Raw genomic sequence first — 24,246 nt, forward strand, 5'->3', positions numbered from 1 at the left:
TGGGCGCGGGGGCCGGCCCTTGTCAACGCTCAGGTCTCGGTCTCGTCATGCGCCCACCAGGCCACGCCGGCAGGTTCGATCTCGCGGTTCCGCCAGCGGACGGGTTCGGGGGAGTAGTTGAAAGCGAAGAGATGCTTGCCCGTATCGCGCAGGCGCAGGCCGTCGGGCAGGGGACCGGATATCACCTCCTCCAGCATCTCTGCGATCAGGCGGTCCCAAAGAATGGCGTCGGGCCAACCTCCGACGTAGTGGAATCGGCCCGCACGGCAAAGCACCGGTCGCCCGTCTGTCGCGCGGATCAGGCAGTCAGCCCCACCTTCCAATGTCTCCGCCCAATGCACCAGCGCACCGCCGCCTTCGACCGGACGTGTCGTGCCAGGTGGCAGGCTTTCGACCCTCGTCACGGCCAGATCAAGCCCCGGGATGCCGGGGCCCAGAGGCAGGGTGGTGGACATCTCGGCCGTCATCAGATTGCTGCGCGGGCCGATCAGGCATGTAATGTCTGCCCCCTCAAGCGCCGCGAGGAGCGGCCCCGGCATATGGGCCATGCCGGGCACAAGGACGGCGCGGTAGCCGCTCAGGTCATCCCCCGTGGCGTCCGGCGGCAGGAAATCAACCGACAACCCCTGTCGGCGCAGCGCCCGATAGGTATCGAAGACCAGCCGGAAATAGTCGAAATCCGCGCCCTGTGGCAGCGTCTTCCACGCCCAGTCCGAAGCGTAGTCGAAGATGACCGCCACCGGCGCCTTCTTATGGGCGATCTCGGGCATCCCGGCGATTTCAGCGGCAACCTGCGCCACCTCTTCGAGGGCAGGTGCGGGGGCATCGTCGGCCCGGCGCAGTCCGGCGTGCATCTGTTCCTGCGCGAAGGGCGCCTGCCGCCAGCGGAAATAGCTCACCACCTCGGCCCCGTGCGCAAAGGCCTCCCAGGACCAGAGCCGCACCATGCCGGGCAGGGGAGCGGGGTTGTAGGGGGCCCAGTTCACCGGTCCGGGCTGCTGCTCCATCACCCACCAGCGACCGTTGTTCATGGCGCGGTAGAGGTCGTGATGAAACGCCTGCATGTCCGGATCGCCCTGCTGCAGGTAGGTTTTCTTGTGCGCGGCATCGCTTTCCAGCCGGTCGGAGAGAAACCCGATGGGATAACTGTCCCACGAGGCGATATCGAGATCGCGCGCCAGCTTGAAATGGTCGAATTCCATCACCCGGCCCATGTAGTTATGGATGAGCGGCGCATCGGTCAGTGGTCGCAGCGCGGCGACCTGCGCGGCGTTCCAGGCGATGACCTGGTCCGATGAGAACCGCCGGAACGCCATCTCATGGGCGGGGTTGGGTTGCGTCACGGTCAGGTTCGGCAGGTCGATGTCGTCGAAATCGTCGTACTCCATCGACCAGAACACGTTGCCCCATGCCCGGTTCAGCGCATCGGTGCTCTGGTAGCGCTGGGCCAGCCAATCGCGGAACGCGTGCCGCGCCGCGTCTGAGTAGCTCAGGACCGTCTCGTGACAGCCGTACTCGTTGTCGATCTGCCAGGCGGCGACGCGCGGGTTGCGTCCGTACCGACGGCCGAGGTGTGCTGCCATTTCGGCGGCGGCCTGGCGGTATCCCGCATGGCTGTGGCAGTAGTGGCGGCGTGATCCGAAACCGCGCGGCCGTCCCTCGGCATCGACAGCCAGCATGTCGGGAAAGCGTTTCAGCATCCAGCGCGGCGGCGTGGCCGAAGGTGTGCCGAGGACGATCTTCAGTCCTGCGGATGTAAGGGTCTCAATCGCCTCATCCAGCCATTCGAAATCGTACCGTCCCGGCGAGGGCTCCAGCCGCGACCAGGCGAATTCGCCTATGCGGACCCAGCTGATCCCCGCTTCTGCCATGCGGCGGGCATCCTCTGCCCACATCTCCTGCGGCCAGTGTTCCGGATAATAACAGACACCGAGGGCGCGCTTCACAGGATTACCCTTGGCTCCGGCAAGCCCTCGGCAAGGCCCTCAAAAACGAAGGTTGCGCCGTTCAGCGGCCGCTTCTCGATCTCGCTGTCCCTCAGACCGTGTGTCGCTGAGGTGACTAGCAGGTCCCGCAGTTCCGGGCCGCCGAAGGCGGGGCAGGTGGGCTGGCGCGCCGGAACGTCGATCCTGCGCAGTTCCGTGCCATCCGGTGAGAAGCAGACGACGCAGGCTGCCCCCCACATCGCGCACCAGAGGTTTCCTGCCGCGTCCGTCACAGCGCCGTCCGGGTTCAGGCGCGCTTCTTTCAGATCGGCAAAGACCTCGGGCGCGCCGTCCGGCCAGCCGTCGTCGCGGCTGAGCGGCTGTCGCATGATCTGCTGAGTGACCGTATCGGTGTAATAGGCACTGGTCCGGTCCGGGGCGAAGCAGATCGCGTTGCTGATCGACACGTCGGGGACGAGTTTGCGGAGCGTGCGATTGTAATACCGGTAGATCGCCCCGGCCTGTGGCTCCGCCTGTTTGCCCATGGTCCCGATCCAGAATCCACCCCAGGGATCGGCGCGACCGTCGTTCGAGCGGGTCACAGAGTTGTCGGCCTCCAGCGGACAAAGCTGCTCGCGTGTGCCGCTGTCGATGTCGAAATGCCAAAGTGCCGTTTCAGACGCCATGATCAGGCTGTCCCGATCCACCCATCCCGCCGCCGAGACATGCTCGTCGAACTGCCACTCCAGAGCCTGATCCCCGTCGCGCGAAAGCAATCGCTTTCCCAGAATGTCGAACCAGAACAACTCCTTGCGCTCAGGATGCCAGAGCGGCCCTTCTCCGAGCGCACAAAGCCTCTCATCGTAGGATTTCATGCGGCAGCCTCCTTGTAGGCGGCGACGATGCGCCGTGCACGCGCGCCGGTTTCCCCGGCATCCATGCCCGGTTTGAAAAGCGCCGACCCGATCCCGAAACCATCGGCCGAGGCCGCGATCCAGTCCCCGAAATTCTCCGGACCCGCACCACCAACGGCATAAACCTTCGTTCCGGGGGGGAGGATGGCCCGCAGAGCGGCAAGGCCCGCGGGACCGGCCATCGAACCGGGGAAAAGCTTAAGCCCGTCCGCGCCCGCATCGAGCGCCGCCAGTGCCTCGGTCGGGGTGAAGACGCCCGGCCAGCTGTGCAAACCACGCGCCTTGGTGCGGGCGATGATGGCGGGGTTGCAATTGGGCGAAACGATGATGCGCCCCCCGGCATCCGCCACGGCGTCCACTTCTTCGACACGCAGCACGGTGCCCGCCCCTATGATGGCAGTCTCGCCCAGCTCCGCGACCAGAGCGGCGATACTGTCAAGCGGATCGGGTGAATTCAGCGGCACCTCGATTGTGGTGATCCCCGCCGCGACGATGGCCCGCCCGATGGCTGGTGCCTCGGACGGGGTAATCCCCCGCAGGATCGCGATGATGGGAAGGCTCATGTCGCATGCTCCAGCTGACGGTAGGCTTCGGTGAGACCGGCTAGGGTCATGCGTTCCGCGTCCGCGACGGTTGCGGGAACGCCCTGCTGGCGCAGCGCCTCTTCGTAAGCGGAAGCCAGTTCAGTCGCTCCGACGATCGCCACGTTCATGCCCAGCCAATAGGCGCGCGCCGCGGCCAGTTCCGCCCCGATCAGCAGGCCAGAGAGACGCGCGCGGCTTCGGGCAGGCGGCATGCCGTGAACAAGATCGTCGGCCCGGATCGCGAAAAGGCGCGCCGCGAGTTTCTCGGGTTTGCTCATGCTGTCGGAGACCGCATCGGCGAAGGCCTCCGCTTCCCAGCCTTCGCCGGTCAGCGAATGCCTGAGAACGGAATGATCGGTCAGCAACGCGAACAGCTCTCCGGTCATGTAGGTCTGAAAACTCACGACCTCACCCGCCGAAACCTGAACCCATTTCGTATGGGTACCCGGCAGGCAGATCACCCCGTCCCAGTTCCTGTTCAGCGACAGGAACCCCGCGATCTGCGTTTCCTCCCCACGCATCACGTCGGCGGGATTGTTTTGTCGCAGGCCCGGCACGATCCGGACATCGAAGACGTTCGTCGGTGCCGCGACCATTGCTTCCGACAGTGGCGTGCAGGGCACCGTGCGGTAGGGTGCCTCCGTCCAGCCCTGACGCGACCCGACCATGCCGCAGGCGATCACCGGAGTGTCCGGCGTCACCTCCCAGCCCTTCACGAGAGCTTCGAGCGCGGCTTCGTAGCCGCCCTTCTCAAGGCTGCCCATCCCATCGGCGGATCGGGCCCTGGCAAGCACGGCACTGCCCTGCATGGCCCAGCCACGCAGGTTACTCGTGCCCCAGTCCAGGGCGATCCAATCCGGTGTGATCCTGCCGTCCATCGCTACCCCGTCGTCACGACGCCGCCATCCACCACGAGGCACTGGCCGGTGATCATGCGGCTGGCATCGGAGGCCAGGAACAGCACTGCGTCGACGATATCCTGCGGCGCGAGATGCTGTTTGAGGCATTGACGGTCGAGATGCGCGGCGAGGTCTTCGGGCGTGGCCCACATGTCGAGCTGCTTTTGCGTCAGCACCCAGCCGGGAGCCAGTGCGTTGACGCGGATGCCGTCGGGTCCGAATTCGCGGGCAAGCGAACGGCTCATCGCCGTGATCGCGCCGTTCGCGGCGGTGTAGGCCGGGTAGCCCGCGTTGCCCATCATGTAGCTGATCGAACTGAAATTGATAACGGACCCGGCGCCTTTTTGCTGCATGCCGGGCAGGGCGGCCTGCGCGGCAAAGAAATAGGCCTTGAGATTGACCGCCTGCAACCGGTCCCACTCCTCGGGGGTCAGCTCTGCCGTGGTATGCCGCGCGTCGTTCGCGGCATTGCTGACAAGCACGTCGATTGCGCCGTGGGCGTCGGCCGCCTGTGCAACGGTCTCTTTTAGCCGGGCGGAATCGGTGATGTCACCCTGCAGGAACAGTGGGGCGGTCCCGTGTTTTTCGGCCATCTCGTCGACGAAAGCAGACGCATCTGAACGCCCGATGAAGGCCACCTTCGCCCCCTGAGCGAGGAAGCCATCCGTCAGCGCGGCCCCGATGCCTGACCCGCCGCCGGTGATGTAGACGGATTTTCCCTTCAGATCGTGAAACGTGGCAGTCTGTGTCATCTCGCTCTCCTCGGGGGCAAAAACCCTGCAAGACCCCCCTTAATTCCTGTGGCTGGAAACTGGCCGGGCCCGCTGTCATTCGGTGTACCCGGACCTATCACAGCCATTCCCCCTCCACGACCCACATCGTCTCGGGAAAACTCCAGGGCAGGGTGATCCCGCTCTGCATCAATGCGGCCCCGCTCAGGACGAGAGGGCCGTCCTTCAGCGCCAACGCGGCCCGCGACAGATGTGACGCGACAGACCGGTTGCGCAGGTGTATCCGGTAACGGGCCTCGGGCGATAGCCGGGTCAGGCGCAGGGGGCGTGGCGCGGTTTGCCGGGAGGGCGCTGTCTGGCCAGCAAAGACGACGAAGCGCTCGCCGCTCCGGGACAGTTGCTGCTCTGCCGTTACCGACGGGTCGGTCGAATCGAGGCGCAGGATATCGGCGTCGAACAGCCAGTCGCGGTTCTCTTTCCACCACGTCGTCACCTCACGCAGCACCTCGGCCTCATCAGGCGTCAGTTCCCGCGGGTCCATCTCGAACCCCATGTGGCGCTGCGCGGCAACCCAGGCGCGGAATTCCATGTTCAGCGTGCGGCCCGAGGTGTGGCAGCGGCGGGGTCCCACATGGCTGCCGGTGACCGCACCGGGCAGGAAAAGCGCGGCCTCGTGCTGCATCCTCAACCGCTCCTGCGCATCGTTGCTGTCCGACAGCCAGACACGCTGTGTCCGACCGAGGATGCCGAAATCGATCCTGCCGCCGCCCGAGGCGCAGCTTTCGATCTCGACCTGCGGGAAGGCGTCGCGCAGCCGGTCGAGCAGCGCGTAGGTGCCGCGCGTCTGTGTTGCATCCGGCGCGGGCAGCACACGGTTGTGGTCCCACTTGAGGTAATCGACCGGATGCGCGGCGAGGAGCGCGGAGAGACGCTCGAAGAGATGCGCGCGCACCTCCCGCTTGCTCATGTCCAGCACCATCTGATTGCGCCCCAGAACCTGATCCGCCGCCCCGAGCGCCCAGTCGGGGTGGGCGCGAAAGAGATCGCTATCCGGGCTCACCATCTCGGGTTCGACCCAGAGACCGAAGGTCATGCCCACGCCATGCACGTGGTCGATCAGCGGCGTTAGCCCATCGGGATACTTGCGCGCATCCACTGTCCAATCGCCCAATGAAGAGGTGTCATCATCCCGCTGCCCGAACCAGCCGTCGTCCAGCACGAAACGCTCCGCCCCAAGTGCGGCGGCGCGCGTCGCGATGTCCTTGAGCGTGTCGTGGTCATGGTCGAAATAGACAGCCTCCCAGCAGTTGTAGTGAACAGGCCGGGGGCGCCTGGGCTCGGACCAGGTCACGATCCGGTCGCGCAGGTGGCGTTGAAAGGCTGTGGCACAACCATTGAGGCCATTGGCTGAGAAAGTGACGAAAAGCGGTGCGGTCTCGAAACTCTCCGCAGGTTCGAGTGCCGAACCGCTCGCGTGGCCGAACTGCACCTGCCGCCGTCCGTCCGGCAATTCCTCTGCCACCATCCGGTGCCCGCCGGACCAGCCATAGTGAAAGGCATGGGCCTCGCCTGCGGTGTTGGTGGCACCCCGTGCTGGCACCAAGAGCCCCGGAAAATGCGCATGGTCAGGCCGCCCGGCACGGCTTTCGCGCGCGCGGATACCGGTGGCCCAGGGGCTGCGGAGGGGCTGGAACTCACCGCACCACCGCCCCGAGAAATCGATCATCTCCTCCGCCGCCTGCGATCCCGGCAGGACGGGGGCCGACAACCAGTGCAGGCGCATGGGGCGCGGGCACTCCAGCCGCGCAGTGAGGGTGATCACGTGGGTCGCGGGATCGGTGGCAAGACGCGCGATGTAGGTCACGCCAAGCGCGTCGTCTCGGCATGTCAGCGTCAGCGCCTCTGCCGCGACCGCCGCGCTGTCGAACCGCAAACGGGGCATGACATGCGTGCCGTCACCGTCCCGCAGCACCAGTGCCGGTTGACCCTGGAACCCTTCGGCTCCGGTCGGGCAAAGCGACAATCCCGCCACTGCGTCGAGCGCCCCGCCAGTGAAATCGGTCTCCGCCGCGGCGGCAAGCGCGGCAAGATCCTCAATTTCTGGCAACGGGGCACCCCAGTAGATCACCTCAGGACAGCCGCGGTCCCGGCTGGCCAGCGCCAGCGTCTGCTGTCCGTCGTCAAGCCGCCATGTCTCGATCACTTCACGGCACCCAGCGTCAGCCCCGCGATGAAATGCTTCTGCATCAGGAAAAACATCGCCACCGGGGGCAGGGCGGCCACGATGCTGCCCGCGCTCATCAGGTGGTACATCGCCCGGAACTGGCTGTTGAAGGCCGTGATCCCCGCCGTCACCGGCTGACTCTCCGGCCCCTGGGTCAGCACCACCGCCCAGAAATAATCGTTCCAGATGAAGGTAAAGATCAGCACGGCGAGTGCGGCCAGCGCGGGCTTCATCAGCGGCAGCACCACATACCAGAAGATGCGCACCTCCGATATCCCCTCGACCCGCGCCGCCTCGATCAACTCGAAAGGCAGGGCGCGGATGAAGTTACGCATGAAAAGCGTGCAGAACCCAGTCTGAAAGGCGATGTGGAACAGCACCAGCCCGGTCTTGGTATTGTAAAGCCCCATCTCCAGCGTGAGGTCGCGCACCGGCACCATCAGGATCTGGAAAGGCACGAAATTGCCCGCCACGAACATGAAGAAAAGCCAGATGTTCGCCTTGAACCTATAGATACCGAGGGCGAAGCCCGCCATCGCCGACAGCGCCACCGCCCCGATCACCGTGGGGATGGTGATCAAGAAGGAGTTCAGCAAGTAGCGCGGCATGTCGGAGTTGAAGAAGACCTGCCCGTAGTTCTCCAGCAGATCGAAGGACGACGGCATCCCCCAGTAATTCGCATTGGTAAAATCCGCCCCCGGCTTGATCGAGAACACCGCCACCGCGAGCAGCGGCAGCAGCCAGGCGATTAGCGCCAGCGGCAGCATCGCCTGGTAAAGCGGCTTGGCCATCGGCCCGCGTTTGTCGAGCGGGGTGGGGAACATCAGCGTTTCTCCTCGCGGTACATCGAGAAGAGGAAGTAGGCGATGAAGACCATCATGATCGCGAACAGCACCACCGCAATCGCGGCACCATAGCCCATGCGGAAGCCGTATTCGCTCAAGGCTACCTCGAACATGTAATAGGCCAACACGCGGGAAGACCCGAAGGGCCCGCCGCTTGTCATGACGGAAATGAGGTCGAAGGACCGCAGCGCCCCGATGATCGTCACGACAAAGGCGATGAAGGTCGCGGGCTTCAATTGCGGCAGCACCACGTGCCAGAGCATCCGCCAGCCCTTGGCCCCATCCAGCCGCCCCGCCTCGATCTGCTCGGGGTCCACGGCGTTCAGGCCCGTGAGGTAGAGGATCATGCAATAGGCCGTCTGCGGCCAGAGCCCCGCGATGATCACGCCATAGGTGACGAAACGTTCGTCGCCCAACATGTTGATCGGCCCAAGGCCGAACCACCCCAGAAAGACATTCAGAAATCCGAAAGCGGGGTCATAGAACCATGTGAAGACGAGGCCCACGACCACCTGGGAAATCACGAAGGGAAAGAAGAACAGCGACTTGTAAAGCCGGATGCCCGTCACCGTCTGATTTAGAAAGAGCGCGATGAACAGCCCCGCCGGGATCGCGGCAAGGTAGAGGATCAGCCAGATGACGTTGTTCCTGAGCGAGACATAGAAAGCGTCCCGGTCGACCCATTCCCAGTAGAGGCCCTCGTAGTTCCGCAGCCCGATGTATTCCTTCGCCCCCAGCCCGTCCCATTCGTAAAGCGACAGGTTGAAGGACTGGAACACCGGGTAGATGACGTAGAAGACAAAGAACAGGATCGCGGGCGTCAGGAAGAACCACGGCGCCAGCGTCTGCTGGTTGCGCTGCCAGAAGCTGCGCGCGGGGGCGGAGGGGGTGGGCAGGACGGCCTGGGTCATCTTGGGTCCTCAGGGCGGGGTGCAGGATGCCTGCACCTTACAGCATCACGCGACATCGTAAGGTGCAGCCTGCTGCACCGAAGGCGGGCGCGCGGGCGGTGCCGCGCGCCCGGATCCTCAGCGGTAAATCCGCTCGCGCGCCCGGTCGAACTTGGACAGGATGCTGTCGAGGTTGTCGGGCTTGACCATGAACTCCTGAAAGCCCTCCATCGCCACCTTGGCCATCTCGGCGGGTGCGTCGCGGTCAAAGAACTGCGCCACGCCGCCGGGACTGTTGGAGGACAGCATCGCGAAGCCTTCCTTGAGGAACTTGTCGTCATCCACCGAGGAATTGCTGTTCACCGGCAACTGCCCCAGCGCGTCGCCTGCGTTGATCATCGTCTGGTTGTCGGCCGATACGACGAACTTCAGGAACGCCCGTGCCGCATCCTTGTTCTTGGCATTGGCCGGGATGTGGAAGGTATCCGTCGGCGCGTCCTCGGCCATCGCCACGTCCGCATTGATCGCCGGGAACTGGTGGAAGTCAAGCTTGCTGTCATCCAGCCCCGCCTCGCGCAGCGGTGCCACGGCGAAGTTGCCCATCAGGATCGCGCCCGCATCACCGTTAGTGATGAAGGGCAGCGATTCCTGCCAGCTATAGGCGGTGTGATCGTCGATGAAAGCGCCCATGTCGATCAGTTCGCGCCAGTTAGCGAAGGTGGCCTTGACCCGGTCGTCTGTCCAGGAAATTTCGCCATTGGTGAGGGCGGCGTGGAAGTCATATCCGTTGGTGCGCATGTTGAGATAGTCGAACCAGCCCGCCGCGGTCCAAAGGAACTTGGTGCCGATGGTGAAACACTTGCGACCTGAATCCAGCATCGCCTGGCAATTCGCCTTCATCTCCTCGAATGTCGCGGGCTCGCTGAGCCCCAGCTCTACGTAGATATCCTTCCGGTAGTAGACGCCCCACTGGTAGTAGGTATAGGGCACGCCCCACTGCTTGCCGTCCAAAGTCAATGCGCCCTTGGTCGAGGCCAGCTCTTCCGACAGCTGCCCTTCCCAGATGTCCGAGACATCCTCGAAAAGCCCCGCGTCGACGTAAGGACGCATGCGGTTGGCCGCGTACCAGTTCGCCACATCCGGCGCGTCGGCGGTCAGGAAGTTGCGGATCTGCGTCTTGTAGGCCTCGCGGTCGATCACCGTCAGCTCGATATTGAGATCGGGGTGCATCTCGCCAAAACGTGCGACCATTCCTTCCATGACCGCGCGGGGCGCCGGGTTGGACATGTCCGAAAAGACGACGAGGTCGCCCGATAGTTTCTCATGGCCGTCCGCCAGCGCGGCACCGGCCAGCAGGGTCGAGCCTGCCAGCAGACTTGCAACCGTTGATTTCAGTGACGTCATGTGGATCCTCCCGAGATCGGTTCTTGTTCCAATATTTGAAACTTGGTTTTATATATTGAAAACTACAGCGCAGCCTGCCAATCTTGTCAAGTGAAGATGCGGGTGTGACCGGGGGGCAGGCAGGTCACGGCCACATCGAGGAGGATACCATGTCCGGGGACGGAACGGTCGGAAAAGCGATGGATGTGCTTGATCAGGTGGCCGCCTTTGGCCGCCCGGTCCGCTTTGCCACCTTGCTGGAAGACAGCCCATTTCCGAAGGCGACCCTCTACCGCTTCCTGCAGACCCTGACCAACCAACGCCTTCTGGCCTACGATCCCGATCATCAGACCTATTCCCTCGGGGTGCGTCTCGTCCGGCTGGCCCATGCGGCCTGGAACCAGTCCAGCCTGGCCCCCATCGCGCGCCCGCACCTCGACGCGCTGAGCCGCCGGATCGGGCTGACCGTGCATCTGGCGCAGCTCGATCACGGGCAGGTGCTCTATGTCGACAAGCGCAACGCGACCCAACCCGTCGAGATGTTCTCGGACGCCGGAAAAATCGGCCCGGCCTATTGCACGGGCGTGGGCAAGGCGATGCTCGCCTTCCTGCCCGAAGCTGAGCAGCGCCAGATGCTTGCCCAGCAAAGCTACCACCGCTTCACCGAGCATACGCTCGCCGATCCGGCATCGCTCCGGGCCGAGCTTGCCCGGATCGTGGCGCGCGGACACGCCTACGACCGGGAGGAGCATGAGCCGGGGATCATCTGCATTGCCGTGCCGATCCTGTCGTCGCGGGGGCACGTTCTCGGGGGGCTGTCGATCACCGGTTCGACACGGACCACAGGCTTTGATCAGCTTGACGCGCTCGTGCCTGACTTGGGCGCGACCGCGCAGGCGATCGCGGCCGAGGCCGAGGCATGGCGCGCGCCCGCCTACCTGGCGCAGAAAGACGGCGCGCTGGGTCAGAGCAACAGAAAGACGGGGACATGAGAGCATGACAGGCGTCAAACTGCAGAATGCAATCAAACGCTACGGCGATGTGCAGGTCATTCACGGCATCGACCTAGAGGTGCAGGACGGCGAATTCTGCGTCTTCGTCGGCCCATCGGGCTGCGGGAAATCCACGCTGCTGCGGATGATCGGGGGGCTTGAGGAAACGACCGAAGGCACGATCAGCATTGGCGCCCGGGATGTCACCAAGGCCGACCCGTCCGAGCGCGGGGTGGCCATGGTGTTCCAGACCTACGCGCTTTACCCGCATATGACGGTCGAGCAGAACATGGGCTTTGGCCTGAAGATGAACGGCGTGCCGCGCGCCGAGATCGCGCAGAAGGTCAAGGCGGCCTCGGAGATCCTGAAGCTCGACCAGTATCTCAAGCGCAAGCCCGCGAACCTCTCCGGTGGCCAGCGCCAGCGCGTCGCCATCGGGCGCGCCATCGTGCGGGGGCCGGAGGTGTTCCTCTTCGACGAGCCGTTGTCGAACCTCGACGCGGAATTGCGGGTGGAGATGCGGGTGGAGATCGCGCGGCTGCACAAGGAAATCGGGGCGACGATGATCTACGTCACCCACGATCAGGTCGAGGCGATGACACTGGCGGACAAGATCGTCGTGCTGCGCGCGGGCCGGATCGAGCAGGTGGGCGCGCCGCTTGACCTCTACCGCGATCCCGACAACCGTTTCGTGGCGGGGTTCATCGGCTCGCCTGCCATGAACTTCCTGCAGGGCAAGGTGCTGGGCGGTGCCGTGTCGGTTCCCGCGCTGGGCCGGTCGGTGGAGGTCACCGCTTCGCTGCCTGCCGAGGGGACCGAAGTGGTCCTTGGCATCCGTCCCGAACATATCGAGGTCCAGCAGGGGCAGGGCGGGCTGACGGCGGACCTGTCCGAAGCGCTGGGCGGGGTGAGCTACTTGCATCTGGCGACCCACACGAACGAGCGGATCATCGCGGAAGAGCGCGGAGACGACCGCGCCCGCGAAGGGGACACCGTCGACATCACCTTCGAGCCGCGCCGGGCGATGCTGTTTGAGGCGGGGACCGGTCTGCGGATTCGTTGAGCTTGGCGTTCCGCCCTGAGGGCAGGTCAGGGTTAAATCGGCCAATTACTTTATGCATGAAATGTTCTTGCTTGAAATATAGGCCGGACAGGCGTAGCGTCTGACCAAACAATCTGTTCTGGGGAGAGCGATATGCGCGCAATCTGTCTGGGTGGCGGCCCTGCCGGTCTTTACTTTGCGATCTCACTGAAGCTGCGCGATCCATCGGCCGATATCACCGTGCTGGAGCGCAACAAGCCCGACGACACCTTCGGCTGGGGCGTGGTGCTGTCGGATGAAACGCTTGAAAATCTTGAAGCGAACGATCCCGTCTCCGCCGCCGAGATTCGCCGCAATTTTGCCTATTGGGACGACATGGCCCTGATCTACAAGGGCACCAAGACTGTCAGCTCAGGCCACGGCTTCTGCGGCATCGGGCGCAAGAAACTGCTGTTGATCCTGCAAGACCGCGCCCGCGCGCTAGGCGTCGACCTGCAGTTCGAGACCGAGGTCAAATCCGCCTCCGCCTACATGGATGACTACGACCTCGTCGTCGCCTGCGACGGGCTGAATTCCAAGACGCGGATGGAGTTCGAGGACACCTTCAAGCCCGACATCGACGTGCGCAAATGCCAATTCGTCTGGCTCGGCACCCACCAGAAGTTCGACGACGCCTTCACCTTCATCTTCGAGAAAACCGCCAAGGGCTGGGTCTGGGCCCATGCCTACCAGTTCGACAAGGACACCGCGACCTTCATCGTGGAATGCTCGCAGCAGACTTTCGACAACTACGGTTTCGGCGAGATGAGCCAGCAGGAATCCATCGCCGTCTGCGAGGACATCTTCAAGGACCACCTCGGCGGCCACAGCCTGATGACCAACGCCAGCCACATCCGCGGCTCCGCCTGGATCAAGTTCCCGCGCGTGCTCTGCGAGAAATGGCATCACGAGAATGTCGTCCTGATGGGCGACGCGGCGGCAACCGCGCATTTCTCCATCGGCTCGGGCAGCAAGCTGGCGATGGAATCGGCGATCTCGCTGGCCGATTACATCCAATCCGAAGGCACCATCGAGAAGGCCTTCGAGAAATACGAGGACGAGCGGCGGCTTGAGGTGCTGCGCCTGCAATCGGCGGCGCGCAACTCCTTGGAATGGTTCGAGGATGTGGAGCGCTATCTCGACCTCGACCCGGTCCAATTGAACTACTCGATGCTGACCCGCTCCCAGCGGATCAGCCACGAGAACCTGCGCCAGCGCGACCCGAAATGGCTCGAAGGGGCCGAGAAGTGGTTCATGGAGCAGGCGGGGGCAAGGGCCAACGGCCCCGTGCGTGCGCCGATGTTCGCGCCTTTCCAATTGCGCGACATGAAGCTTGAGAACCGCATCGTCGTCTCGCCCATGGCGCAATACAAGGCCGTCGACGGCTGCCCCACCGACTGGCACCTCATCCACTACGGCGAACGCGCCAAGGGCGGGGCGGGGCTGGTCTATACCGAGATGACCTGCACCTCTGCCGACGGGCGGATCACGCCGGGCTGTCCGGGGCTATATGCCCCCGAACATGAGGCGGCATGGAAACGGCTGACGGAATTCGTGCATGCCGAGACGGAGGCGAAGATCTGCTGCCAGATCGGCCATGCGGGGCGCAAGGGCTCGACCCGGATCGGCTGGGAAGGCATGGACAGGCCGCTTCTGGAGGGCAACTGGCCACTGGTTTCCGCATCCGCGATCCCATGGTCGGACGAAAACGCGGTGCCGAAGGAAGCGACGCGGGCGGACATGGACCGCATCAAGGCCGATTTCGTCTCGGCCGCGGAAATGGCCGAGCGCGCTGGCTTCGACATGATCGAACTGCACGCTGCCCACGGCTATTTCATCTCGTCCTTCATCTCGCCCCTGTCGAACCAGCGCACGGATGAATACGGTGGCAGCCTCGAGAACCGCATGCGCTACCCGCTGGAGGTCTTCAAGGCGATGCGCGCCGCATGGCCCGAAGGCAAGCCCATGTCCGTCCGCATCTCCGCTTCCGACTGGGCAGGTGACGATGGTGTCACCCCCGAGGAAGCAGTTGAAATCGCACGCAGGTTCGAAGAGGCAGGGGCCGATATCATCGACGTCTCCGCCGGTCAGACCTCGACGCAGGCGAAACCTGTCTACGGCCGCATGTTCCAGACCCCCTTCTCGGACCGCATCCGCAACGAAGGCGGGATCAGGACCATGGCCGTGGGCAACATCTACGAGCCCGACCACGTCAATTCGATCCTGATGGCGGGCCGCGCGGACCTTGTCTGCCTTGCGCGTCCGCACCTGAGTGACCCCTATTGGACGCTGCACGCGGGCGCCGAAATCGGGGATCGTCACGCGAAATGGCCCAAGCCCTACGAGGCGGGCCGGGATCAGGCCTGGCGGCTGGCCGACCGCGCCGCAGAAATGGAGCAGATGAAAGTATGAGACAGGTATTGGTTACAGGCGGCGGATCGGGCATCGGCCGGGACGTCGCACGGGATTTCGCCAAAGCTGGCGATCAGGTCACCATCGCGGGCCGCCGGATGGAGGCGCTTGAGGAAACGGCAAAGGGCTTTGACATGCGCTGTATGTCGGTCGATGTGACCGACGAGGCTTCAGTCAAGGCGCTCTTTGACAAGCCCTACGACGTGGTCGTTGCCAACGCGGGCGCGGGCCACGCGATGCCCGTCAAGGACATGCCCACCAGCATCTGGACCGACACGCTGGCCGTGAACCTCACCGGCGTCTTCCTCACCTTCCGCGCCGCCCTGCAGGACATGCAGCCGGGCGGGCGGCTCATTGCCATGGCCTCCATCGCCAGCCTCAAGGGCGGCGCAAACCTCGCCGCCTATGCCGCCGCCAAACACGGGGTGCTGGGCCTTGTCCGCTCGCTCGCCATCGAGGTGGCGCGGCAGGGCATCACCTGCAACGCGGTCTGCCCCGGTTTCGTCGATACCGACATGGCGGCGGGGGCCGTGAAAAACGTGATGAAGCGCATGGAAGTGGATCAGCCGACGGCGGAGAAAATGCTCGTCTCCAACAACCCCATGCGCCGCATGATCACTGTGGACGAGGTGACCGCCGCCGTGCGTTTCCTCGCCTCGGCTGAGGCGTCGATGATCAACGGCCACGATCTGGTGGTCTCGGGCGGCGAGATATGAGCGCCGCCAAGGATCGCGTCCGCCTCTGGCTGCGGCTCCTGAAGGTGGTGCGCGGCATCGAACAGGAGCTGCGCGACAAGCTGCGGCGCGAGCATAATACGACGCTGCCGCGCTTTGACGTGATGTCCGCGCTCTCGCGCCACCCCGAGGGGCTGAAGATGAGCCAGCTTTCCGGTGTCCTGCGCGTCTCGAACGGCAATGTCACCGGCATCGCCGATAGGCTGAGCGAGGAGGGCCTCGTGGAACGCATGGCTGTCCCCGGCGACCGCCGCGCCACGGTGCTGCGCCTGACCAAGGCGGGACAGGCAGAATTCGCAGCCCAGGCCCAGGCCCACGAGGACTGGATCGACGACATGCTCAAGGGCGTCAGCTCCGAGGACGCCCGCGCCATGGCCGAACGGCTGCAGGCCTTTGCCGCCGCCGCCGAGGCCAAGGAAGACAGAAAGAAGGAATACGCCCATGCGCAGTGACGTGAAGCATTTCCTCTGCGAGATCGAGGACGGCATCGCCACCGTCCGCCTCGACCGCGCGGACCGCAAGAACCCGCTGACCTTCGACAGCTACGCCGAACTGCGCGACTGGTTCCGCGATCTTGTCTATGCCGACGACGTGGACGTTGTGATCTTCGGCTCCAACGGCGGCAACTTCAGCTCCGGCGGGGATGTGCATGATATCATTGGGCCTTTGACGCGGATGAACATGAAGGAACTGCTGCAATTCACCCGCATGACCGGCGATCTGGTCAAGGCGATGGTGAACTGCGGCAAGCCCATCATCGCCGCCGTGGACGGCATCTGCGTCGGTGCCGGGGCGATCATCGCCATGGCCTCCGACCTGCGCATCGGGACGCCCGAGGCGAAGACGGCCTTTCTGTTTACGCGGGTGGGGCTGGCGGGCTGCGATATGGGCGCGTGTGCCATCCTCCCGCGCATCATCGGCCAGACGCGGGCGGCGGAACTGCTTTATACCGGCCGGTCCATGAGCGCCGAGGAAGGCGAGCGCTGGGGCTTTTTCAACCGGCTTGTCGACGGCGGTGATCTGGAGGCCGAAGCGCTGGATCTGGCAAAGAAAATACAGGCGGGCCCGAATTTCGCGCATATGATGACCAAGACCATGCTCGCGCAGGAATGGTCCATGTCGATCGAACAGGCCATCGAGGCCGAAGCCCAGGCGCAGGCGATCTGCATGCAGACCGGGGATTTCGAGCGCGCCTACAAGGCTTTCGTGGCCAAGGAGCGCCCGGTTTTCGAGGGGAATTGAGCGTGGCTGCGGGGGGATCGGAGTTGTATTGGAAAGATGAAGCGAGGGGGGTGTGCCTTGCCTGACCGCAGTTTTCTGACATGGCCGTTTTTCGAGGACCGTCACCGCACGCTGGCCGAGGCGCTGGATGTCTGGGCGGCAGATAAGCTGTCCTCGGTCGATCATTCCGACACCGATGCGGCCTGCCGCCAGATCGTTCGGATGCTGGGCGAGGGCGGTTGGCTGCAGCATTCGGGGGCAGCGAACGGAGAGAGCCTCGATGTGCGCACGCTTTGCCTCATTCGAGAGACGCTGGCGCGGCACGATGGGCTGGCGGATTTCGCCTTTGCCATGCAGGGGCTGGGGACCGGGGCGATCTCGCTTTTCGGCACGCCCGAGCAGCAGGCGGAATGGCTGCCGAAGACCCGCAGCGGCGAGGCGATCTCGGCCTTTGCGCTGACCGAGCCGCAGTCGGGATCGGATGTCGCCGCCTCGACCATGACGGCGGAGACAGATGGCAACGGTTTCGTGCTGAACGGCCGCAAGACGTGGATTTCCAACGGCGGGATTGCGGATGTCTATACCGTCTTCGCCCGTACGGGCGAGGCGCCTGGGGCCAAGGGGCTGTCGGCCTTTGTCGTGCCCGCCGATACGCCGGGGCTGAAGGTGGAAGAGCGGCTGGAGGTCATGGCGCCGCATCCGCTGGCGACGCTGCATTTCGACGATGTGCGCATTCCGGGATCGGCGCTGATCGGGGAGCGTGGAAAAGGTTTCGCCATCGCGATGTCGGTTCTCGACGTCTTCCGCTCTACCGTGGCGGCGGCGGCCCTCGGGTTCGCGCGCCGGGCGCTCGACGAGGCGATCGACCGGGTGACCAGCCGCACCGTGCAGGGCGCGCCGCTGTCGGATTTGCAGATGGTGCAGGGGCATATCGCCGACATGGCGCTGGACGTCGATGCCTCGGCGCTGCTGGTCTACCGGGCGGCCTGGACGAAGGACAGCGGCGCGCCGCGCGTCACGCGCGAGGCCGCCATGGCCAAGCTTTTCGCCACCGACCACGCCCAACAGGTGATCGACAAGGCGGTGCAGCTGCACGGCGGCGACGGGGTGCGGCATGGGCAGATGGTCGAGAGTCTCTACCGTGAAATCCGCGCCCTACGCATTTACGAGGGCGCGTCGGACGTGCAGCGTGTGGTGATCGCGCGGCAGACATTGGGGGGGAGATAGGGATGCTCGGACCATCGGCGCATGTGGATACCTTCGCGCGGGACAACCTGCCGGATGAAAGCCTCTGGCCGGACCTGCTGCTCGACGGGTTCGACTATCCGGATCGGTTGAATGTCGGCGTGGAACTGACCGATAAGATGGTGGAAAAGGGGTTCGGAGATCACACTGCCCTGATCGGGAATGGCCGCCGCCGCACCTACAAGGAACTCAGCGACTGGACGAACCGGCTGGCGAATGCACTGGTCGAGAACCTGAATCTGAAACCGGGCAACCGGGTGCTGATCCGCTCGGCCAACAACCCCGCGATGGTGGCCTGCTGGCTGGCGGCGACCAAGGCAGGCGCGGTCGTAGTGAACACAATGCCGATGCTGCGGGCGGGCGAACTCAGCGCGATTGTGGACAAGGCCGAGATCACCCATGCGCTCTGCGACACACGGTTGATGGATGAATTGGCGACCTGCGCGAAGACCTCGAAATACCTAAAGACGGTTGTGGGTTTCGACGGCACCTCGAACCACGACGCGGAACTCGACCGGCTGGCACTTGAAAAGCCCGTGCGCTTTGATGCGGTGGACACCGCGCAGGACGATGTCGCCCTGCTGGGCTTCACTTCCGGCACCACGGGCGATCCGAAAGCAACGATGCATTTCCATCGCGATCTGCTGATCATCGCGGACGGCTACGCGAAGGAAGTGCTCGGCGTGACCCCCGAGGACGTCTTTGTCGGCTCGCCGCCGCTCGCCTTCACCTTCGGCCTCGGCGGCTTGGCGATCTTCCCCCTGCGCTTTGGCGCTGCGGCGACGCTGCTGGAAACCGCGAGCCCCCCCAACATGATCGAGATCATCGAGAAGTTCCGCGCGACTGTCTGCTTCACCGCGCCCACCGCCTATCGCGCCATGCTGCAGGCGATGGAAGAAGGGGCGGACCTCAGCTCGCTCCGTGCCGCTGTCAGCGCGGGCGAGACGCTGCCGGCACCCGTCTACGAGGACTGGAAGGCCAAGACCGGCAAGCCTATGCTCGACGGGATCGGGGCGACCGAGATGCTGCATATCTTCATCTCGAACCGCTTCGACGATCACCGCGCGGCCTGCACGGGCAAGCCGGTGACGGGCTACGAGGCGAAGATCATCGACGAGAACGGCGACGAGGTGCCGCGCGGGACCGTGGGCCGTCTGGCGGTACGGGGCCCCACCGGCTGCCGCTATCTCGCCGACGACCGACAGACGGTTTACGTGCAGGACGGCTGGAACATCACGGGCGACAGTTTCACCATGGACGCGGACGGCTATCTGCATTTCGCCGCGCGTAACGACGACATGATCATCTCGTCGGGCTACAACATCGCCGGACCCGAGGTGGAGGCGGCCCTGCTCAGCCACCCGGCGGTCAGCGAATGCGGCGTGGTGGGCAAGCCGGATGAGGCGCGCGGGGCCATCGTGCAGGCGCATGTCGTGCTGATCGAAGGGTTTATCGGCGACGCGGCGCTGGTCAAGGACCTGCAGGACCACGTCAAGAACACCATTGCGCCTTACAAGTACCCCCGCGAGATCAGGTTCATCGACGCGCTGCCCAAGACCCAGACGGGCAAGATCCAGCGCTTTGCCCTGCGGGAAGCGCCATGAGCACCTTCGACACCGCCTCCGAAGGGGCCAAGATGGATTTCGCGCGCGACATGTCCTACGGCGACTACCTCGGCCTCGACGCGATTCTCGACGCGCAGCATCCGCTGAGCGCGGCGCATGACGAGATGCTCTTCATCGTGCAGCACCAGACCTCGGAGCTCTGGATGCGGCTGGTGATCCACGAATTACAGGCCGCGCGCGCCGTGATGCAGAAGGACGACCTGCAACCGGCCTTCAAGATGCTGACGCGGGTGGCGCGCATCTTCGAACAGCTCAACTCCGCCTGGGACGTGCTGCGGACCATGACGCCCAGCGAATACACGGCTTTTCGCCCCTCTCTTGGCAATTCGTCCGGCTTTCAGTCGCACCAGTACCGGCTGATCGAATACCTGCTGGGCAACCGGATCACCGCGCTGATGAAGCTGCATGAGCACAAGCCGCATGCCCTTGAGGCGCTGCAAACTGAGCTGGCGCAGCCGAGCCTCTATCAGGTGGCCATCGCCGTCGCCTGCGACCGTCTCGACATCCCCTCCCTTGCGGGCGAACCGGGCACCGGCAGCTGGGACGCGGATGATGCCGTGCAGGACCTTTGGAAAAAGGTTTACCAAGACCCCGCAACCCATTGGGAACTATACGAACTCGCGGAAAAGCTGGTCGATCTTGAGGACTACTTCCGCCGCTGGCGGTTCAACCACGTCACCACGGTCGAACGGGTGATCGGCTTCAAGCGCGGCACTGGCGGCACCTCCGGCGTGGCCTATCTGCGCAAGATGCTCGAGGTCGAACTGTTCCCCGAGCTGTGGCACGTCAGAGGAGCACTATAAGTGAACAAGGTTCTTAAGAAAGAGCATTTCATCTTGCCCGAGGGGGTGATCTACCTCGACGGCAACTCCCTTGGTCCGATGCCCAAAACCGTGCCCCAGCGATTGGGCGGCGTGATGACCGAAGAATGGGCGCAGATGCTTATCCGGGGCTGGAACAAGGCTGGATGGATGGCGATGCCCTCGGGCGTGGGCGATGCCGTGGGCCGGTTGATCGGCGCGCCGAAGGGCAGCGTGGTGATGGGTGACACGCTCTCGGTCAAGGTGTACCAGGCGCTGGCGGCGGGGCTCAAGATGCGGCCCGAGCGCAAGATTATTCTGAGCGATACCGGTAACTTCCCGAGCGATCTTTACATGGCCGAGGGCCTCGTCGGGCTGCTGGGTCAGGGCTACGAATTGCGCACTGTCGCCCCCGAAGAGGTGGCCGAGGCCATTGGCGATGATATCGCCGTCGTGATGCTGACCGAGGTCGATTATCGCACCGGCCGCAAGCATGACATGAAGACGATCACCGAGCTGGCCCATGCGGCGGGTGCGGTGATGGTCTGGGACCTCGCCCATTCTGCGGGCGCGATCCCTGTCGATCTGGCCGCCTCCAACTGCGAATTCGCCGTCGGCTGCACCTACAAGTACCTCAACGGCGGCCCCGGCGCGCCTGCCTTCATCTACATCCGCCCCGACCTCGCCGACGCCGCGCAACCCGCGCTCAGCGGCTGGCTGGGGCATGACAGCCCCTTCGATTTCGACCTGAACTATCGCCCCGCCAAGGGCATCGAACGGATGCGGGTCGGCACGCCCCCGGTGCTGCAAATGGCCGCGCTGGAAGAAGCGATGAAGGTCTGGGAAGGGGTGGACATGGCGGACGTGCGTGCGGCCTCCATTGCCCTGCAAGAGCAGTTCATCGCAGAGGTGGAGCGCGATGTGCCGCAACTCACCCTTGCCAGCCCGCGCGATTCAGCCGTTCGCGGCTCGCAGGTCTCCTTTCGTTTCGAGCACGGCTATGCCGCGATGCAGGCGCTCATCGACCGGAGTGTGATCGGCGACTTCCGCGCGCCCGATATCATGCGCTTCGGCTTCACGCCGCTCTACCTTGACAGTGATGACGTGACCGCTGCGGTGAAAGTCATCAGGGACGTCATGGACAACCGCCTCTGGGACAACGCGGCCTACAAGGTGAAAAGCCGCGTCACCTGACGCACAGCCGCGCCCCCGGACCCGATCCGGAGCCGCGCCTTCAGCCTCAGACGTCGAAAAAGATCGTTTCCTCAGGGCCTTGCAGGTGGATATTGAACCGATAGACACCAGCGCCATCCGGCTGCGCCAGCAAGGTCTTGACCCGCACCCGGTGCTCGATCCGGCCCAGCACCGGGTCGCTCTCGTTCTCTTCCATGTCCGCGAAATAGGCCCGCGTATGCAGGCCAAGGTTGATCCCCCGCGCCACGATCCACAGCGTAATGTGCGGCGCCTGCATCCCGCCCGCAGGCCATGGTACGGCACCGGGCTTCACCGTCTCGAAGCGGAACGTCCCGTCCTCCGCATCGCAGGGGCACCGCCCGAAACCGGTGAAATGCGCATCCGCCCCCTCCTGACCGGCATAAAGCCCGTTGGCATCCGCCTGCCAGGCCTCGATCAGCGCATCGCGCAAAGGAGTCCCGGTGCCGTCGAAAACCTGGCCCGTTAGCGTGATCCGCTCTCCTGCCACATCGCCGGTGATCATCCGCGCGCCGAGGTCTTCCGGAAACACTCCTTCAATGCCCGCGAAATTCGGCGTGCAGCCGATATGCACATAAGGCCCCGCCGTCTGGCTTGCGGTCTCGTGATACTCAGCCATTCAAAGCCCCTCCATCCGGTTCTCGAACATGGTCTGCCTGCGCCCGCGCAGCGTGATGTCGAAACGATAGGCACGCGCGTCCATCGGCAGCGTCCGCTCCATGTCGAGCGGGGCGATCAGCCGCTCCACCGCCGCACGGTCGTGGATCGACCCCACGATCGGGCAGCGCCAGATAAGGGGGTCGCCCTCGAAATACATCTGTGTGATCAGCCGCTGGGCAAAGCCGTGGCCGAAGATGCTGAAATGGATATGCGAGGGCCGCCAGTCGTTCGGCCCATTGGGCCAGGGGTAGGGGCCGGGCAGCACCGTGCGAAACGCGTAGGCCCCTTCCGCATCGGTGATCACCCGCCCGCAGCCGCCGAAATTGGGATCGAGCGGCGCCAGATACCCTTCCTTCTTGTGGCGGTAGCGCCCCCCTGCATTCGCCTGCCAGACCTCGACCAGCGCGCCCTCGACCGGGCGGCCGAACTGGTCGCGCACATGACCGTAGACGATGATCCGCTGGCCGATGGCCGATTGATCCTGCGGCCCGAAATTGTGCAAAAGGTCGGCGTCCTTCGGCCCCAGCAACCCATGGCCAAAGACCGGCCCGGTCTCTTCGCTGATAGTCGTGGGAAAGGACAGCGGTGCCGCCTGCGGGCTCCGCTTGACCGACGTCCGGTAGGGCGGGTGCAGGGCCACGGGATGGTTCTGGGGCAGGCGGGCGGCATAGCCGCCCTTGGGCGTATCAGTCATCAGTAGGGCAGTCCCACGTAGTTTTCGGCAAAGGCTTTCTGCGCCGCCTTGTTGGTGCGCAGGAAATCAAGTTCTGAACGCTGCATGCGCAGATCGAAATCGGTCTGATCGGGGAACCGGTGCATCAGCGAGGAAAACCACCAGCTGAATCGCTCGGCCTTCCACACCCGGTCAAGCGCGCGCTCGGAGTACCGGTCAAGGCCTCGGCTGTCGCCCTCGCCATACCATTGGCTGAGACCCTCGAAGAGGTAATGCACGTCTGACGCCGCCGTGTTCAGCCCCTTGGCCCCGGTCGGGGGCACGATATGCGCCGCGTCACCGCACAGAAACAGCCGCCCCCAGCGCATCGGCTCGGTCACGAAAGACCGCAAGGGCGCGATGGATTTTTCGATCGATGGGCCGGTGATAAGTCTGTCGGTCACCTCTACGGGCAGGCGGCGTTTCAATTCGGACCAGAATTGTTCGTCCGACCAGTTGTCCACGTGATCGGCCATGGAGCATTGCACGTAATAGCGGCTCAGGTTCGCATTGCGCATCGAGCAGAGTGCAAAGCCCCGCTCGGAATTGGCGTAGATCAGTTCGTCATCCACCGGCGGGGTCTCGGACAGGATGCCGAGCCAGCCGAAGGGGTAGACCTTTTCGAACTCGCGGCGCTGGTCTTCGGGGATTGACCGTCGGCTCACGCCGTGAAATCCGTCGCAGCCCACCACGAAATCGCAGGCAATCGAATGCCCCAGGCCGCCCTGTCCGAAGCTGACGCTGGGCGAGTCGGTGTCCGCGCCTTCGATCACGACGTTCTCGACCTCGAAGATTGTCCTTGCGCCAGCGCCTTCGCGCGCGTCGTAAAGGTCGCGCGTCACTTCGGTCTGTCCGTAGACTATCACGGAGGTCCCGGTGTGTTCGGCGAAATCCACCCGAAAGCTGTCGTTTCCGTTGGCAATCAGCGTGCCGTCGTGGGGCAGCCCGTGTTTCTTCAGCCGTGCATCGACACCCGCCTGCGCAAGAAGCCCGACGGTGCCGCGCTCCAGAACGCCCGCCCGGATGCGGCTCAGCACATAGTCCTTCGTGCGGCGTTCCAGCACGACGGCCTCGACACCGATGCCGTGCAGAAGCTGGCCCAGAAGCAGGCCCGACGGGCCGCCGCCGATGATCACCACCTGTGTGCGCATGAATTT

The 24,246-nt window shown here is 64.4% G+C and carries 22 protein-coding genes; 10 read left to right on the forward strand and 12 right to left on the reverse strand.

Annotation, left to right across the window (positions count from 1 at the left end; genetic code table 11):
* Nucleotides 1–29: 29 nt before the first annotated feature.
* The 9 genes from AB2B41_RS02620 to AB2B41_RS02660 all read right to left on the reverse strand — a co-directional run bounded on the left by AB2B41_RS02620 (nt 30) and on the right by AB2B41_RS02660 (nt 10,416).
* The gene (locus AB2B41_RS02620; protein WP_367876188.1) at nt 30–1,946 is read right to left on the reverse strand and encodes a beta-galactosidase; all 1,917 of its coding nucleotides are present in this window, start codon (nt 1,944–1,946) and stop codon (nt 30–32) included.
* Nucleotides 1,943–2,800 (reverse strand): SMP-30/gluconolactonase/LRE family protein, encoded by an 858-nt coding sequence (locus AB2B41_RS02625; protein WP_367876189.1) that lies wholly within the window; start codon nt 2,798–2,800, stop codon nt 1,943–1,945. Before AB2B41_RS02625 ends, AB2B41_RS02620 begins: the two co-directional genes overlap by 4 nt.
* Nucleotides 2,797–3,402, reverse strand: a complete 606-nt coding sequence (locus AB2B41_RS02630; RefSeq protein ID WP_367876190.1) for a 2-dehydro-3-deoxy-6-phosphogalactonate aldolase — start codon at nt 3,400–3,402, stop codon at nt 2,797–2,799. The genes AB2B41_RS02625 and AB2B41_RS02630 overlap by 4 nt, the downstream gene beginning before the upstream one ends.
* Nucleotides 3,399–4,301, reverse strand: coding sequence for a 2-dehydro-3-deoxygalactonokinase (locus AB2B41_RS02635; RefSeq protein WP_367876191.1), 903 nt, complete (start codon nt 4,299–4,301; stop codon nt 3,399–3,401). Before AB2B41_RS02635 ends, AB2B41_RS02630 begins: the two co-directional genes overlap by 4 nt.
* Nucleotides 4,302–4,303: 2 nt before the next feature.
* Nucleotides 4,304–5,074, reverse strand: a complete 771-nt coding sequence (locus AB2B41_RS02640) for an SDR family NAD(P)-dependent oxidoreductase (RefSeq protein WP_367876192.1) — start codon at nt 5,072–5,074, stop codon at nt 4,304–4,306.
* Between the two features lie 97 nt (nt 5,075–5,171).
* On the reverse strand, nt 5,172–7,256 hold the full coding sequence (locus AB2B41_RS02645) for an alpha-galactosidase (protein WP_367876193.1): 2,085 nt from the start codon (nt 7,254–7,256) through the stop codon (nt 5,172–5,174).
* Complete coding sequence (locus AB2B41_RS02650) at nt 7,253–8,101, reverse strand: carbohydrate ABC transporter permease (RefSeq protein WP_367876194.1); 849 nt, start codon at nt 8,099–8,101, stop codon at nt 7,253–7,255. The genes AB2B41_RS02645 and AB2B41_RS02650 overlap by 4 nt, the downstream gene beginning before the upstream one ends.
* On the reverse strand, nt 8,101–9,033 hold the full coding sequence (locus AB2B41_RS02655) for a carbohydrate ABC transporter permease (RefSeq protein ID WP_367876195.1): 933 nt from the start codon (nt 9,031–9,033) through the stop codon (nt 8,101–8,103). The genes AB2B41_RS02650 and AB2B41_RS02655 overlap by 1 nt, the downstream gene beginning before the upstream one ends.
* A gap of 117 nt (nt 9,034–9,150) precedes the next feature.
* A complete protein-coding gene (locus AB2B41_RS02660; RefSeq protein WP_367876196.1) occupies nt 9,151–10,416 on the reverse strand; it encodes an ABC transporter substrate-binding protein in 1,266 nt (421 codons plus the stop codon).
* Nucleotides 10,417–10,565: 149 nt separating this feature from the next.
* Here AB2B41_RS02660 and AB2B41_RS02665 point away from each other — a divergent pair, with 149 nt between their 5' ends.
* The 10 genes from AB2B41_RS02665 to kynU all read left to right on the forward strand — a co-directional run bounded on the left by AB2B41_RS02665 (nt 10,566) and on the right by kynU (nt 21,699).
* Nucleotides 10,566–11,387 (forward strand): IclR family transcriptional regulator, encoded by an 822-nt coding sequence (locus AB2B41_RS02665; protein ID WP_367876539.1) that lies wholly within the window; start codon nt 10,566–10,568, stop codon nt 11,385–11,387.
* A 4-nt stretch (nt 11,388–11,391) separates the two neighbouring features.
* Complete coding sequence (locus tag AB2B41_RS02670) at nt 11,392–12,450, forward strand: ABC transporter ATP-binding protein (protein ID WP_367876197.1); 1,059 nt, start codon at nt 11,392–11,394, stop codon at nt 12,448–12,450.
* A gap of 132 nt (nt 12,451–12,582) precedes the next feature.
* The gene (locus AB2B41_RS02675) at nt 12,583–14,880 is read left to right on the forward strand and encodes a bifunctional salicylyl-CoA 5-hydroxylase/oxidoreductase (protein ID WP_367876198.1); all 2,298 of its coding nucleotides are present in this window, start codon (nt 12,583–12,585) and stop codon (nt 14,878–14,880) included.
* On the forward strand, nt 14,877–15,596 hold the full coding sequence (locus AB2B41_RS02680) for an SDR family NAD(P)-dependent oxidoreductase (protein WP_367876199.1): 720 nt from the start codon (nt 14,877–14,879) through the stop codon (nt 15,594–15,596). Before AB2B41_RS02675 ends, AB2B41_RS02680 begins: the two co-directional genes overlap by 4 nt.
* A complete protein-coding gene (locus tag AB2B41_RS02685) occupies nt 15,593–16,066 on the forward strand; it encodes a MarR family winged helix-turn-helix transcriptional regulator (protein WP_367876200.1) in 474 nt (157 codons plus the stop codon). Before AB2B41_RS02680 ends, AB2B41_RS02685 begins: the two co-directional genes overlap by 4 nt.
* The gene (locus AB2B41_RS02690) at nt 16,056–16,856 is read left to right on the forward strand and encodes an enoyl-CoA hydratase family protein (RefSeq protein ID WP_367876201.1); all 801 of its coding nucleotides are present in this window, start codon (nt 16,056–16,058) and stop codon (nt 16,854–16,856) included. Before AB2B41_RS02685 ends, AB2B41_RS02690 begins: the two co-directional genes overlap by 11 nt.
* Before the next feature lie 57 nt (nt 16,857–16,913).
* Entirely contained in the window at nt 16,914–18,062 is a 1,149-nt protein-coding gene (locus tag AB2B41_RS02695) for an acyl-CoA dehydrogenase family protein (protein WP_367876202.1), read from the forward strand.
* A gap of 2 nt (nt 18,063–18,064) precedes the next feature.
* Entirely contained in the window at nt 18,065–19,684 is a 1,620-nt protein-coding gene (locus tag AB2B41_RS02700; protein ID WP_367876203.1) for an AMP-binding protein, read from the forward strand.
* Complete coding sequence (locus AB2B41_RS02705) at nt 19,681–20,508, forward strand: tryptophan 2,3-dioxygenase (RefSeq protein ID WP_367876204.1); 828 nt, start codon at nt 19,681–19,683, stop codon at nt 20,506–20,508. Before AB2B41_RS02700 ends, AB2B41_RS02705 begins: the two co-directional genes overlap by 4 nt.
* Nucleotides 20,509–21,699 (forward strand): kynureninase, encoded by a 1,191-nt coding sequence (gene kynU / locus AB2B41_RS02710; RefSeq protein WP_367876205.1) that lies wholly within the window; start codon nt 20,509–20,511, stop codon nt 21,697–21,699.
* Between the two features lie 46 nt (nt 21,700–21,745).
* On the opposite strand, the gene pcaG is transcribed toward kynU, so the two are convergent.
* The 3 genes from pcaG to pobA are packed head-to-tail and all read right to left on the reverse strand — an operon-like array spanning nt 21,746 to nt 24,240.
* Complete coding sequence (pcaG, locus tag AB2B41_RS02715; RefSeq protein WP_367876206.1) at nt 21,746–22,336, reverse strand: protocatechuate 3,4-dioxygenase subunit alpha; 591 nt, start codon at nt 22,334–22,336, stop codon at nt 21,746–21,748.
* The gene (pcaH, locus tag AB2B41_RS02720) at nt 22,337–23,071 is read right to left on the reverse strand and encodes a protocatechuate 3,4-dioxygenase subunit beta (RefSeq protein ID WP_367876207.1); all 735 of its coding nucleotides are present in this window, start codon (nt 23,069–23,071) and stop codon (nt 22,337–22,339) included. It lies immediately after the preceding gene.
* On the reverse strand, nt 23,071–24,240 hold the full coding sequence (gene pobA / locus AB2B41_RS02725) for a 4-hydroxybenzoate 3-monooxygenase (protein WP_367876208.1): 1,170 nt from the start codon (nt 24,238–24,240) through the stop codon (nt 23,071–23,073). The genes pcaH and pobA overlap by 1 nt, the downstream gene beginning before the upstream one ends.
* Nucleotides 24,241–24,246: the final 6 nt, after the last annotated feature.

The organism is Sulfitobacter sediminis, from assembly GCF_040811725.1.
GTDB lineage: Bacteria > Pseudomonadota > Alphaproteobacteria > Rhodobacterales > Rhodobacteraceae > Sulfitobacter > Sulfitobacter sediminis.